Origin of the sequence: Pseudokordiimonas caeni (assembly GCF_026719705.1) — a bacterium.
Lineage (GTDB): Bacteria > Pseudomonadota > Alphaproteobacteria > Sphingomonadales > Kordiimonadaceae > Gimibacter > Gimibacter caeni.
Window position 1 is genome coordinate 309,284 of the sequence record NZ_JAPPRR010000001.1, and the last position, 14,057, is coordinate 323,340.

Genomic DNA, 14,057 nt, shown 5'->3' on the forward strand with positions numbered 1-14,057 from the left:
GTCAGCGCCATCCACCATCCACGAAATAGGTATGGGCAGTACAGTAACGCGCATTCTCTGTCGCGAGGAAGACAATCATCGCCGCCACATCTGCCGGCATCACGCGGCCGGGCAGGCACTGGGCTTCCATGATGCGGCGGGTTTCTTCCTCGTCATGCCACAGGGCATCCTGACGCGGCGTCTTGATGGCGCCGGGGATGACCGCATTGACGCGGATATTGTGGGGGCCGAGGTCGCGGGCAAGCGCTCGGGTCATGCCCTCGATGCCCGCCTTGGCGGTCTGATACAGAACCAGATCCGGCAAGCCCAGATGCCAGCTGATGGAGCCAAGATTGATGATGGCACCGCGCCCGCGGGCCTTCATGCCGGGCACCACCGCTTTCGCCGCGAAAAACAGGTGACGCAGGTTCACGGCCAGCCGGTTGTCCCAATAGTCGGGGGTGACGTCCTCGATCTTGTGGCGGTCGTCATTCGCAGCGTTGTTGACCAGAATATCGATGCCGCCGAGTGCCTCGTCGGCTTCCGTCATTGCAGCGGCGAGATCGTCAAGGTCGGTCAGGTCGGTGCGGCGGAAGGTTGGGGCGACGGCGGCGGTTGGCTTCAGCCGCGCGACCAGCGCTTCCGAATCCTTCACTGCGATATCAAGGAACACGACGCGCGCCCCCTGTGCCACGAAGCCTTCAACGATCGCCTCGCCGATGCCCGAACCGCCCCCGGTGATGACCACGCGCTTGCCGGCGAGATCGGGGTAAACGGCGGTGCGGACGGCACTTTCTACATGCTTGTTCAAGGCCTCAGTCTCCGACATAGCAGGTCTTGACCTGCGTATAGAATTCGACCGCTGCGAAGCCTTGTTCGCGGGGGCCGTAGCTCGATTTGCGGGTGCCGCCGAACGGGACGTGATAGTCCACGCCAGCGGTCGGCAGGTTGATCATCACCATCCCGGCGCGCACGTTGCGGCGGAAATGGCGGGCATGTTTCAGCGAACTGGTCACGATGCCGGCCGAGAGCCCGAACTGGCCGCGGTTGGCAAGCGCCAAGGCTTCCTCGTAGTCCTTCACGCGCACGGTGGAGACGACCGGGCCGAAGACCTCCTCGTTGTTGATGCGCATCTCGGGGCTGGTGTCAGCGATCAGCGCCGGGCTCATATAATAGCCGGGTGTGGCCAGCTTCAGCGCCTCGCCGCCGGTGACAAGCCGCCCGCCATCCTTGGTGGCGATATCCACATATTTCAGATTCTGCTGGAACTGCGCCTCGCTGGAGGCCGGCCCCACCTGCGTGGAGGCATCGAGGGCCGCACCCACTTTCAGTGCCTTGGCGCGTTCGGCGAGGGCCGCGACAAACTTGTCGTGGATGCTGTCTTCCACAATCACGCGGGACGAAGCCGTGCAGCGCTGGCCGGTCTGGAAGAAGCCGCCATCAAGCGCGATGGCAACTGCGCGGTCGAGGTCGGCGTCGCCCATCACGACAAGCGGGTTCTTGCCGCCCATCTCAAGCTGCACGCGGGCCTGCCGGGCCACAGCACCGGCCGCCACCTTGGCGCCCACGCCTTGCGAGCCTGTGAAGCTGATCGCATCCACATCGGGGTGATCGACAATCGCCTGGCCGACCTCACCGCGCCCGAGGACGACGTTGAACACACCGGCGGGTGCGCCGCATTCCTGAATGATGTTGGCGAGCGCGCAGGCGGTCGCCGGGGTCACGTTCGCGGGCTTCAGCACTACGGTGTTGCCGAAGGCGAGGGCTGGTGCGGCCTTCCATGCCGGGATGGCAATCGGGAAGTTCCAGGGGGTGATCAGGCCATAGACGCCGACCGCTTCACGGTGCGTGGAAACATCAAGGCCGGGGCGGGTGGATTCAAGCGTCAGGCCGTGACGGCGGAGCGCCTCGCCCGCGAAATATTTGAAAATGCGAGCGGCCCGCATCACTTCGCCGGTCGCCTCGGCGCGGGTCTTGCCTTCCTCACGGGCGAGCAGTTCGCCAAGCTCGCCAGCACGGGCCATCAGTGTGGCACCGACCTTGTCGAGAAGGTCCGAGCGCACTTCCGGCGAGGCCATCGACCATGCCGGGAAAGCGGCACGGGCCGCAGCGACAGCGGCGTCCACCTCGGCCTTGCCGCCGACCGGGAAGGTGGCGACCACGTCGTTCGTGTCGGAAGGATTGAGGCTTTCAAGCGGCGCGTCTGCGGCGACCGCCTTGCCATTGATCAGGTGATTGAGTTTCATGGTCTTGTCCTGTCCATCAGGTCTAGAGCAAGCCGCGTTTCGCGAGATTGCCCATGAGGTCGCGGATGCCGAAGGTCCAGGCCGGGGCTGCCTTCGACGTGGTGACGCGGTTGACAAGGCTGCCGAGCCGCGCCGATGAAATGGTGACGATATCGCCAACCTTGTGGGTGAAGCCCCGCCCTGGCTCGTCGCGGTCCTGTACCGGCGCGAAAAGGGTGCCTAGGAAAAGGGCATAGCCATCGGGGTAATGATGTTCGCTCATTGCCTGCGCGGCAAGATCGGTCGGATCCCGGCTGATTTTGGACATGTTGCTGGTGCCTTTGAGCGAATAGCCCTCCGGCCCGAGTATATCAAGATCGACGGTGGCGCTGCGCACGTCGTCCATCGTGAAGCTGGCGTCGAACACGCGGATGAAAGGCCCCAGCGCGCAGGAGGCGTTATTGTCCTTCGCCTTGCCGAGGAGGAGGGCAGACCGGCCCTCGAAATCGCGCAGGTTCACGTCGTTGCCGAGCATGGCGCCAAGCGGTTTGCCCTTGCTGTTCATCACAAGGACGATTTCGGGCTCGGGATTATTCCAAGTGGAATCGGACCGGATGCCGATATCGGCGCCCCAGCCAACGGTCGACAGCACCGGTGACTTGGTGAAAATCTCGGCGTCAGGGCCGATGGCGACCTCAAGATACTGGGACCACATGCCGTCTTCGATAAGCGCGGCCTTGAGGGCTGCTGCCTGTTCGGACCCCGGCTTCACCGACTGGATGCCGGAGCCGACCTTGTCCTCGAGCGCGGCGCGGATCGAGGCTGCTTTCGCATAATCGCCGCGCGCCCGTTCCTCGATCACCCGTTCGACAGCGGACACAGCGAAAGTCACGCCCGCCGCCTTTACGCATTGCAGGTCAACAGGCGAAAGAAGCCGTTTTTTTGCATCAGGTGCGGCAGAAAGGCCAAGCGCGGCGAGATCGCCAAGCGGGCGACCGGCAGCTGCGTCAAACGCGGCTTTTTCAAGGAGGTCGGCAACCGTGGCGGCCACCGGTGTCATGTCGTGGAGGAGGCCACCCGACAGAAGCACCGGGGTAGGGCCTTCGCCCGTGTCGATGCGGCCAACAAATGTGCCATTCCGCCAGTCCGCAGGCAAAGCCAGGGACGGATCGAAGTCAGTAGAAAACATGTAGGAAGCCCCTCCCAAGGCTTGCTTTCTGATAGCGCTACCATCGGCATCTGGGCCGTCGTTGTCAAGCCTCTTGACGGGGCCTTCTGGATGCAGCCGCGCAGCAGGGCGGGATTGTGCCGTTTCCAAACATTCGGACAGATTTTTCACGATTTCCGTTGAAATGGTAGCGCTAACGCATAATATGTGGAAACGCTACCATCTGAGGGGATGGTAGAATTATATTTTGAATACAAGGGGATAGGGGATGAAGCGTTTAATCGCACTCGGCGATTCTGTTGCGGTTTTCGCGCTGGTGGTGGCAGGCGCAGGCCTTCTGGCGGCTTGTTCGGACCAGAAAACTGCCGCGCCGGAGGAGGCCAAGGCGCCGGAATCCGCTGAGTCCTCCGCGCCTACCGCCATCCCAACAGAATCCCCTGTCAACCCGGCTGTCTGGCCTGAAGCACGCAGCAAGGGGCTCATTGACGCGGCAACGGAAACCCGCATCACCGAGCTGATGGCGACCATGAGTCTTGAGGAAAAGGTTGGCCAGCTCATCCAGGGTGATCTGTCAACCATCCGGCCGGAAGACCTGCGCGAGGTCCCAGTGGGCAGTATCCTCGCCGGCGGCAGCAGCGCGCCGCTTGGCTATCCCGACCGCGCGCCCGCCGAAGCGTGGGTTGAAACGGCGAAGGCCTTCCGCGCGGTGGCGATGGAAAGCCGCGAGGGCCACACGCCTATCCCGCTTCTCTTCGGGATCGATGCCGTGCATGGACACGGCAACGTGGTGGGGGCTGTGGTGTTCCCGCACAATGTGGGGCTCGGGGCGGCCAACGACCCTGACCTCGTGAAACGCATATCGGAGGTGACGGCCATCGAGGTGGCGGCAACCGGCATCAACTGGGCGTTCGCACCCACACTTGCCGTACCGCAGGATGACCGCTGGGGCAGGACATACGAAGGCTATTCGGAATCGCCTGACCTTGTTGCCTCCTACGCCGCCGCCGCTGTGGAAGGCTTGCAGGGCAAAGCGGGGAAAATCCGCATTCAGGACGGTCATGTGGCAGGCTCGGCCAAGCATTTCCTCGGCGACGGCGGCACCGAAGGCGGGATCGACCAGGGGGACACCAAAGTCTCCGAAGCCGATCTCGCCCGCATTCACGGGGCAGGCTATCCCCCGGCTATCGATGCCGGTGTGATGACAGTGATGGCCTCCTACAACAGCTGGTACGGCGTGAAGATGCACGGCAACCGGTCGGTCCTGACCGATATCCTGAAAGGTCGCATGGGCTTTGACGGCTTCGTGGTCGGGGACTGGAACGGCCACGGCCAGATTCCGGGTTGTTTGCCCACCAATTGCCCGCATGCCTTCAATGCGGGGCTCGACATGGCAATGGCACCCGACAGCTGGCGGGAGCTTTATGCCAACACGCTGGCGCAGGTGAAGGATGGCACCATCCCGCTCGCCCGGGTCGAGGATGCCGTGCGGCGTATCCTGCGTGTCAAATTCCATCTGGGACTGTTCGACCCCGCCCGCCCGTTTGAAGGCCGTACCGATCTTGTCGGAAGTGCCGAGCACCGCGCCGTGGCGCGCGAGGCGGTGGCCAAATCGCTGGTACTCCTTAAAAACGAAGGTGGCGCGCTGCCGGTGAAGGCAGGTGCCAAGGTGCTGGTGGCTGGGGCCGCAGCCAACGACATGGGCCAGCAGACGGGCGGCTGGACGCTCAGCTGGCAGGGCGATGGCAACAGCCGCGCCGACTTCCCGAACGGGCAGACGATCCTCGAAGGCCTGCAGGAAACGATGGCGGCTGGCGGCGGCAGCGCCACCTTCTCGGCTGATGGCAGCTTCACCGACAAGCCCGATGTGGCCATCGTGGTGTTCGGCGAACAACCCTATGCCGAAATGCGCGGCGACCTGCGCACGCTGGAGTTCGAGCCCGGCGACAAGGCCTCGCTTGCCATCCTCAAGAAACTGAAGGCTGCAGGTGTGCCGGTCGTTTCCGTATTCCTTTCCGGCCGGCCCATGTGGGTGAACCCGGAACTGAATGCGTCCGACGCTTTTGTCGCGGCATGGCTGCCGGGCAGCGAGGGCGGCGGCGTGGCCGACGTGCTGATTGGCGACAAGAACGGCAAGGTGCGCGCCGATTTTTCGGGCAAGCTTTCCTACAGCTGGCCGAAACGCGCCGACCAGTTCACCCTGAATGTGGGGCAGGAAGACTATGACCCGCTTTTCGCTTTCGGCTACGGCCTGGAGATGGGGGAGGCGAGCAACTTGCCGGTGCTATCGGAAGAGCCCGGCATCGATGCCAGCGATTTCAACCGTACCCTCTTCTTCGCCCGCGGGGCTTTCGTGAAGCCTTACGTGGCAAGCTACGGCGAGGGCATCGCTCATGCACCGGTCGATTCCGCCAACATGCAGGAAGGGGCTGTAGAACTGGAATGGGGTGGCGCAGCCGCCACCTTTGCCATCACCGGCCCCGAGATGGAAATGAGCCGCGAAACCAACGCGGACATGTCGCTTGCCATCACCTTCCGCGTGGATGCGGCACCCGAAGGCAGTGTCAGTATCGCGATGCCTGCAGCCCTTGGGGATGCAGGGCTTGATGCCAAGCCGCTTTTCTCTGCAAATGTTGGCGAATGGCGGACGGCGAAGCTGTCGCTCAGTTGTTTTGCCCGCGCCAATCCGGGCATGCAGCAGGTGGCGTCGCCCCTTGTTGTCACCGCGAGTGGGCCATTCGGTATCAGCATTTCGGATGCACGGATCGTGACCGATCCTGAAGGCCGGGTCTGTCCCGATGGCAGCGCGGTCGACTGAGAGGCCCGCCACCCTGAAATGACTTGAAGCCCGGCTGCCTTGCCGCCAAAGTCCCGGATGTAGAACAAACGTTTGGGGCAGGGCCATGCAGAGACGCGACTTTCTGAAAACGCTGGCGGGGTCGACAGCCGCACTTTGGGTGCTGAAGGCGAGCGGCGCTGCCGCTTTTGCGGCTGATGCCGCGTGGCCGGGCTATGACAAGGCGTTTGTCATCAATAATCTTGGCGGGCTTGGTGATCCCAACCTGCGGCTGAAAGACTACGAGGCCGAAGGGATCGACAAGAAGACTTTTGTCGTATCCCCGCGCATTCTGGCCGACCTCAAGGCGTCGGGCATGACGGCGGTCAACCATACAATCGGCCATGTGATGGGGCCGGGCGATCCGTTTGAAATCACGGTTGCCGATATCGCCTTCTGGAACCAGGTCGTGCGCCACAATGCGGATGCGCTGACGCTTGTGCGGTCCGTCGCCGATATCAAGGAAGCGAAACGCACCGGCCGCTGCGGCATCATCCTCGGCTTCCAGAACACCACGATGCTGGGCGACAAGGCGGAACGGGTGGATACGTTCGCCGGGCTTGGTGTGAAGGTCATTCAGTTAACCTATAACGATCGCAACCGCGTGGGGGACGGCTCGATGGTTGCCGAGAATCGGGGCCTGACCGCCTTCGGGCGCGAGGTGGTGGAACGGCTGAACCATGCCCGCGTGCTCGTTGACCTCAGCCATTCGGGCGAGCAGACCTGCCTTGACGCCGTGAAGGCCAGCAAGCGGCCCATCTGGATTTCCCACACTGGTTGCCGGGCGCTTGCCGATACGCCGCGCAACAAGACGGACGCCGAACTCCGCGCCGTTGCAGAGAAAGGCGGGATGGTCGGCATCTATTTCATGCCGTTCCTTAGGGATGACAGCTTCGCCATGGCAGAAGACGCCGTGCGCCATATCGAGCATGCCATCGATATCTGCGGCGAAGATCATGTGGGCCTCGGCACCGACGGTGGCACCACGGCGGTTGATGATGTCGAGGCCTTCCGCGCCGTCATCGCCCGTGAGATCGAGGAACGCCGCAAGGCAGGTATTTCGGCAAAGGGGGAAAAGCCCGGTGTTGTCACCTTCCTGCCGGACATGCAGGGGCCGGATCAGTTCCGCACGCTGGCGGCCATGCTGGCAAAACGCGGGCATTCTGCCGGCCGGATCGAAAAGATACTGGGCCTCAACAGCCTTGCCTTCATGCGCGAGATCTGGGGCGCGTGACAGAAAGCCCGGATGAATCCAGGATACTCAGGCCACCGCGTCGTAAATCAGCTTGAGGCCCGACAGGAACACGGCCGCATAAATGATGCGGTAGAAAAGCGCGTGCGACACACGGGCATTCAGCCACATGCCAAGCTTGAAGCCGATGGGGACAAGCGGCGCCAGAACGGCGGCGGCAACAGCAGCCTTCAGGGTCAGCTGCCCCGCCAGGATATAGGCGGGCAGCTTACCGGCATTCACCAGCGCGAAGAACCAGACACCCGTGGCGGCAAACACGCCGGGCGCCAGCTTCTTGGGCAGCAGGTAGGTGTGAAAGGGCGGCGAGCCCGCGTGGGCAATATAGCTGGTATAGCCGGCAACGGCGCCCCAGAAGTATCCGTCCTTCGAGGGGGCTTTGGGGCCGTTGTCAGCGGGTCCTGCCTGCTTCCTTGGCCACCAGCTGTACAAGCAGAAGGCAACGGCGATAACGCCCACCATCAGGCCCACCATGTCGGCGCTGACCATGCTGGCTGTCAGCCCGCCGATTATGATGCCGACTGCGGCACCGGGCAGCAGTTTCTTCAGATGGGCCCAATCAGCTTGGCCGCGCCAGGCGCGCACGCCGAAAAGATCCATGAACAGGAGAAGCGGCAGCATGATGGCGGCTGCCTCGGTCGGCGGTACGGCAAGCGACAGAAGCGGCACGGCCAACAGCGCAATCCCGCCGAACCCGCCTTTGGAGATGCCAGTGATAACCACCGCCGGGATGGCGGCAGCGTAAAACCAGGGGTCGGTCGGGATCATCTCTAACATCGCTTTTCCTCAGTTGGCGCGGCCACCATAGCAGAGGAAAAGCGATTGTCGTGTCGCGAGTTTCGAAACGGCGTGTTGGCGGACTTCGGAAATTCAGGACGCGGTATCGAGCTTGGCTTCCGTGCTGACCGTCACCGTCCGCTCGGGCGGGAAATCGAGGATGACCGTGGTGCCCGCACCCGGCGTGGAATCGATGGCAAGCTTGGCCTGATGCAATTTGGAAAGGGCGTCCACAATGGCAAGACCCAGGCCCAGCCCGCTTTGCTGTTCGCTCGTCCACACCGAGTGCAGCTTCGAGAAGCGCTCGACAGCGCGGGAAACGTCCTCCGGGCTCATGCCGCAGCCATTATCCGATACGGCAAGGCGGATACCCTGATCGCGCCGGACATAGGCTTCCATGGTCACCCAGCCGCCGGGCTCGGTGAATTTGATACTGTTGGTGACAAGGTTGAGGATGATCTGCAACAGCCGCAGCCTGTCCCCCCAGAGAAGCGGCAGGTCCTTCTCGCACTCGATATAAAGCCGGATGTTCTTTTCCTTGGCCCGGGTGTGGGACATTGCCCGCACTTTCTCAAGCAGCGCGGTAATTTCCAGTTCCTGCTCGCGCAGTTCCACAAGGCCAAGGTCGACGCGCGACATTTCAAGGATGTCGCCCACAAGTTCGTTGAGGAGTGAGCCTGCGTGGCTGATATAGCCTGCATAGCCCTTCAAACGCTCCTGATTGTCAGACGTGAAATCGAGGGTCTGGATCAGGCCCGCATAGCCGATGATGGCATTCAGCGGCGTGCGAAGTTCGTGGCTGAGGTTCGCCAGGAATTCCGTCTTGCTGCGGTTGGCCTCGGTCTCGCGCATCAGCGCTTCATTCATCCTGTCCTGCAGGTTGCTGACATCGGTGAAGTCCTGCACCGACCCGATCACGAGGCGGGGGCGGCCAAGGTCGTTACGCTCCACCCGGCCGATCTGCCGCACGACACGGACCTTGCGGTCGCGGCGCATGATCCGATGCTGAATGTCATACTGGTCAATCTCGCCGGTGAGCACCCGGTCCACCGCTTCTTTGACCTTTTCCCGGTCATCGGGGTGGATCATGCGGGCGACCTCGGTCATGCCCGGTGGTTCACTCGCACCATCGTATCCGCAAATGCGGTATACTTCGTCCGACCAGTAGAGGTCGCCGGTGGCGATATTCCAGTCCCAGCTGCCCACATTGGCGAGTTGCTGTGCCATCAGGAAACGTGCCTCGGCATGGCGTAGCCGTGTGAGGGACGTTTTCAGCTCGGCTTCGCGCTGCACCAGCAGGGAATGCGCCTGCTTCAGTGGGGTCATGTCGGTCATGATCACACCGAAAAGCAGCTCGCCGCCTGTGTCGCTTTTAACGATCGACGTGCCAACAGCGCGGGTCTCGCCGCTTTTGGTCAGAAGGGGCAGGGCATCGCGTTGGCCCATCAGATAGATCGGTGCGCCGCTACTGGCATGATTGGCGAAGTGGTGGGCGTGTTGCTGGCGAAGGTCCGTCGGGACCAGCTTTTCAAAATGGTGGCCGACGAGTTCATCTTGCGCGTAACCAGTCATTTCCGACGCGCCGGGGTTGGCATAGCGGATGATGCCGCCAGCATCGATCAGATAGAAGGCGTTCGGGGCAAGCCCTACGAGGCGGGCGATGATTTCGTCAACTTCACTCATAATGATCCACCCCTGAAGATCATCCGTCTTAAAACAGGCCCATGGCCTTCAAGTCCTGCAGTGCCTCGCTGATCGGCGCAGGGTCGAGAATGGTAATCAGTCTGTCTGTCCGCACCAGTGTGCCGGCCTGTTCAAGTTCCCGGAATGTGCGGCTTGTCTGCGCTTTCGATAGGCCGTTGATGAGGCCTATTTCCGTTTGGGTCATGCCAAGGGGGATGGTGTCGCCCGCCTGCGGGAAGGAACTGCGGTGGCTGCGCAACCACAATTCTGCCAGAAAGGCGACAAGCTTGGATTGCGCATCGCCGAAATTGGTGATCGTGCCCCGGAGCGAGCATTTCTGGATTGAATTCAGCAGTTCCTGCATAAGCGCGGGATAGAGCGATGGTTGCGTGTCCAGAAGCGCGAAGAGCTGCGCGCGGGGCAGGGCCATTGCCGTTACCTTGTTGAGCGCCATCAGATTCACCCGCACATCACCGGGCACCAGAACGCGTGCCGGGGCGAAGTCGCCAGCCACAAAAAGTTGCGGATAGAAGGTGCGGCCACAGGGCAGGTCGACATAACAGACGGCGCAACCACTGCGGATGAGATACACGGTATCGAGTGGCGAACGGCAAGTTGCAATGACGGTGCGACGGTCAAAGGAAACTTCCTTGCCATGTGCACAGGCAATATTGGCCAAGTCATCATGGGTAGGGCATGGATGACGAAGACTTGCCTCTTTTACACCTTGGGTTGCAAACAACGCCGGAATTCCCGTTAAAATCGGCCACTTTACCAACTCGGATACAAGGCTAGAGCCTTATATAAAGGCTAAATCCCTGCACACCCTCCATACAATTTTGGTTTCATTTGGAACATGCGTCCCGTTGCCGCGGATGGTGCCGGGCTTGCATTCATGGGAGATTGACTATAAATATTTTAGTCAGCTAAAAATATTGAGATAAGGTCCGGAATTTCCCCATGACAGGCTTGCGTGAACAGCAGAAGGCGCAGCGCCGCCGCCAGATTGAAGTGGCGGCTGCTGAACTCTTCGTCGAAAAAGGCTTTGCCGATGCCACCATCGAGGAGATCGCGCGCCGCGCGATGGTCTCGGCGCCGACCGTTTATAATTATTACGGTACGAAGGGGGATCTGCTGCTGGCGCTGGTGGCGCGCGGCGAGGAAGGCATCGCAGCCCACATGCCGGATTTCGAGGCGCGAGCAGCGGTCGAGGAACCGGTCGATCTTGTCACCGCCGTGATCGTTTCGAACGTGCGCGACACGCTTTCTGCCCTGTCGCGCGAGCTTTGGGGGCATGTCGTGGCGTTTGTCGCCACCTCGCCGGACCCGGAAGTCGCCCCCAAGTATCTGAACACCATCGCCGGCGGGCTGGCGGCCGCCATCGAATCCGTGCTCAAGGCCTATCAGGCGACAGGGCGGGTCATTGATGCCGTGAACGCGCGCGAAACCGCCTATATGCTGACCCGGCTGGAGCGGATTCATTTCCTGAATTTCGTCTATCTGAAATCCATGACGATTGAAGCGCTGGAGGCGGCGATTGCAGCGGACGTGGCCGTGGTGGTGGCCGGGATCACCCGGTCTTGATACGACGAGTAATCCTGGAAAATATATTACCGAACAAAATTAGTTTAGTTGACTATAAAAAAATAGCCTGCCATATTTTCTTCACGTGGGCACCTTACGGGAGGAAAAATCATGGCCATCAAGGCTTGTCATAAGCTCAGTCTCGCGCTCGCCGGTTCAACGGCAGCAATCGCACTTCTCGCCGGGGCACCTGTAGCCCATGCGGACGACGATGTAACCTTCGAAGAAATCACCGTCACGGCGTCGCGCCGGGCGGAACGTATTCAGGATATTCCCTACAATATTTCAGCGGTGACCGGCAGCACGATCGAGCGTGCCAACATGCTGGATTCGGCCGAACTTCTGCGCTCGGTTTCCGGCGTCACGGTCGCTGATCGCGGCCCGCGCAACGCAAGTGCGGTGAACAGCATCCGTATCCGCGGCCTTAACGTGGATAGTTCTGTGCTCGGTGACTATGCCGTTTCGGCTGCCGCTTCCGTTTCCACCTATCTTGGCGATACCCCGCTTTTTGCGAACCTCCTGTTGAAGGATCTGGCGCGGGTCGAAGTACTGCGCGGGCCGCAGGGCACGCTTTATGGTTCGGGCGCGCTTGGCGGTACGGTCCGCTATATCCCGAACAAGCCGGATACGGCCGAATTCACCGGTCAGGTGGCAGGCTCGATGAGCAAGGTGAAGGGTTCGGACAGTGTCGGCTGGACGGGTGACCTGACGCTTAACGTACCGCTCTCTGACAAGCTCGCCTTCCGTGCCACCGGCGCGCGTCAGGATTTCCCGGGTCTCACCGACTATGTGAATGTGTATGAGCTGGATGCGAACGGGGCGCCGGTTGCACCCAATGGCATCCTGTCGCCGGACGCTTCCTACAAAAAGGTTGAAGACGCCGACACCTACGATGTCTGGTTTGGTCGTGCGGCCCTGATGTTCAAGCCGTCTGATACGGTCGAGATCACGGCAAGCTATATGCGCCAGTCCGACGATATTGGTGGCCGCCGTGCTGAAACGGTCGGCAAGGATGGTTTCGGCAACACCTACGGCCGCTATGAAGTGGGCTCGGTGCAGCTTGAACCCGCTGAAGCGGATGTTGAGATGATGGCACTTGAAGCCAGTATCGACCTCGGCTTCGCGACGCTCACCTCCTCCACCAGCCACTATGATGTGGACGGCTGGAGCTCGAGTGAAAACACGGGCTTCTACGCACAGGCCGGGTGGCTCGGCTTCTACTACAACTTCGCGCGCCCGATGGCGACGGCCTACCGCACCTATTATGACAAGGCCTTCGTGCAGGAAGTGCGGCTGGTGTCGGAAGGATCCGGCCCCATCCAGTATGTCGTCGGCCTTTACTATCAGGATCAGGACCGGCAATCGACGCAGCAGAGCTTCCTGCCCGGTGCCTTTGAATATCTTGATGCGCTTTATGGCCCCGGCATCACTTGGGCGAACCCGAACAATCAGGACTTCGAATATAGCCTGACCGAGAATTTCAAGCAGAAGGCCGTTTACGGCGAACTGACCTGGGCGCTCAGCGAGAATTTCGATGTGACGGGCGGTGTGCGTTGGTTCGATAACGACAGCACGTCCACGTCCTATATGGACCTGCCTTTCTATGTCGGGCTTTTCACCCCTCTTGATGGCGCCCCCATCGAAGGCGGTGAAAGCAAGGCGATCTTCAAGGCGAATGCGACCTACCACCTGTCGGATGACAGCCTCGTTTACGCGACCTTCAGCCAAGGTTATCGGCGTGGCGGCGTGAATGCAGTACCGACGAGCGGCAATTTCGCTGAAGACCCGGCGTGGGTGGTTTACGAACCCGATACGGTCGATAACTATGAGCTTGGCTTCAAGGGCTCGGCCGATGGCCTGCGCTACACTGCCAGCGTCTTCTATGTTGACTGGTCCAATCCGCAGCTCAACACCTCGACCCCCAACTGGGGCTTCTTCGCGGTGGCAAACGGCGACAAGGCGTCAACCAAAGGGGTGGAACTGGAGCTTGAAGGCCAGATCGGCACCAGCCTCAACTATACGGTCGGCTATGCCTTTGCGGACGCCAAGCTGAAGGATGACTTCATCTCGCCGACCGGCGCCAATTATGCGCCCGATGGCACGCGGCTGCCGTCTTCGCCGAAGCATATGTTCAATGTGGCGCTGACCCATACCCATCCGGTTTCCGAGACCATGACGCTGATCAGCCGGGTGGATGGCTATATGCAGTCGAAGGTCAGGAACACCATCGGCACCACCAGCAGCCTCACCCGCGATATCGGCGGCTATGGCATCTGGAACGGTTCGGTGACGCTGGCGATGGAGAATATCGATATCTCCATCTGGCTCAAAAACGCCTTCAATGCACGGGGCGTGAGTGGTGTGTTCACCAACGCCTATATGGGCACGGCGCCGAGCGAAGGCTATTACGGCAACGGCTCCAAGGAGCAGATCGCCCTGCCGCGTACCTTCGGCCTCTCGGCCACCTACCGCTTCTGAGGAAGCCAACAGAAGACGGGTCTGCCGGCGCTGCTTGCCGGCAACGGCCGATCCGTCTTTAATCAGGCTAACCGGAGCGAA

Annotated in this window: 10 protein-coding genes; 4 read left to right on the top strand and 6 right to left on the bottom strand. The window is 61.3% G+C overall.

Annotated features, from left to right (window positions below; translation table 11 throughout):
- Position 1: 1 nt before the first annotated feature.
- Genes xylB through OU694_RS01295 form a run of 3 tightly spaced genes read right to left on the bottom strand, consistent with a single transcriptional unit; the run spans position 2 to position 3,393 of the window.
- Positions 2-790 (bottom strand): D-xylose 1-dehydrogenase, encoded by a 789-nt coding sequence (xylB, locus tag OU694_RS01285; RefSeq protein ID WP_308909200.1) that lies wholly within the window; start codon positions 788-790, stop codon positions 2-4.
- Positions 791-794: 4 nt separating this feature from the next.
- On the bottom strand, positions 795-2,225 hold the full coding sequence (locus OU694_RS01290; RefSeq protein WP_308909201.1) for an aldehyde dehydrogenase family protein: 1,431 nt from the start codon (positions 2,223-2,225) through the stop codon (positions 795-797).
- A gap of 22 nt (positions 2,226-2,247) precedes the next feature.
- Positions 2,248-3,393, bottom strand: a complete 1,146-nt coding sequence (locus OU694_RS01295) for a fumarylacetoacetate hydrolase family protein (protein ID WP_308909202.1) — start codon at positions 3,391-3,393, stop codon at positions 2,248-2,250.
- A 247-nt stretch (positions 3,394-3,640) separates the two neighbouring features.
- Here OU694_RS01295 and OU694_RS01300 point away from each other — a divergent pair, with 247 nt between their 5' ends.
- Both OU694_RS01300 and OU694_RS01305 read left to right on the top strand, forming a co-directional pair.
- Entirely contained in the window at positions 3,641-6,187 is a 2,547-nt protein-coding gene (locus tag OU694_RS01300; RefSeq protein ID WP_308909203.1) for a glycoside hydrolase family 3 protein, read from the top strand.
- A gap of 85 nt (positions 6,188-6,272) precedes the next feature.
- The gene (locus OU694_RS01305) at positions 6,273-7,439 is read left to right on the top strand and encodes a dipeptidase (protein ID WP_308909204.1); all 1,167 of its coding nucleotides are present in this window, start codon (positions 6,273-6,275) and stop codon (positions 7,437-7,439) included.
- 27 nt (positions 7,440-7,466) lie between these two features.
- On the opposite strand, the gene OU694_RS01310 is transcribed toward OU694_RS01305, so the two are convergent.
- From OU694_RS01310 to OU694_RS01320, 3 genes are all read right to left on the bottom strand, one after another.
- On the bottom strand, positions 7,467-8,231 hold the full coding sequence (locus tag OU694_RS01310) for a sulfite exporter TauE/SafE family protein (RefSeq protein WP_308909205.1): 765 nt from the start codon (positions 8,229-8,231) through the stop codon (positions 7,467-7,469).
- Between the two features lie 93 nt (positions 8,232-8,324).
- The gene (locus OU694_RS01315; protein ID WP_308909206.1) at positions 8,325-9,914 is read right to left on the bottom strand and encodes a PAS domain-containing sensor histidine kinase; all 1,590 of its coding nucleotides are present in this window, start codon (positions 9,912-9,914) and stop codon (positions 8,325-8,327) included.
- A gap of 28 nt (positions 9,915-9,942) precedes the next feature.
- Complete coding sequence (locus OU694_RS01320) at positions 9,943-10,593, bottom strand: Crp/Fnr family transcriptional regulator (RefSeq protein WP_308909207.1); 651 nt, start codon at positions 10,591-10,593, stop codon at positions 9,943-9,945.
- A 281-nt stretch (positions 10,594-10,874) separates the two neighbouring features.
- Between OU694_RS01320 and OU694_RS01325 the strand changes: the two genes are divergently transcribed.
- Both OU694_RS01325 and OU694_RS01330 read left to right on the top strand, forming a co-directional pair.
- Complete coding sequence (locus OU694_RS01325; RefSeq protein WP_308909208.1) at positions 10,875-11,498, top strand: TetR/AcrR family transcriptional regulator; 624 nt, start codon at positions 10,875-10,877, stop codon at positions 11,496-11,498.
- Positions 11,499-11,609: 111 nt separating this feature from the next.
- Entirely contained in the window at positions 11,610-13,976 is a 2,367-nt protein-coding gene (locus OU694_RS01330) for a TonB-dependent receptor (protein ID WP_308909209.1), read from the top strand.
- Positions 13,977-14,057: the final 81 nt, after the last annotated feature.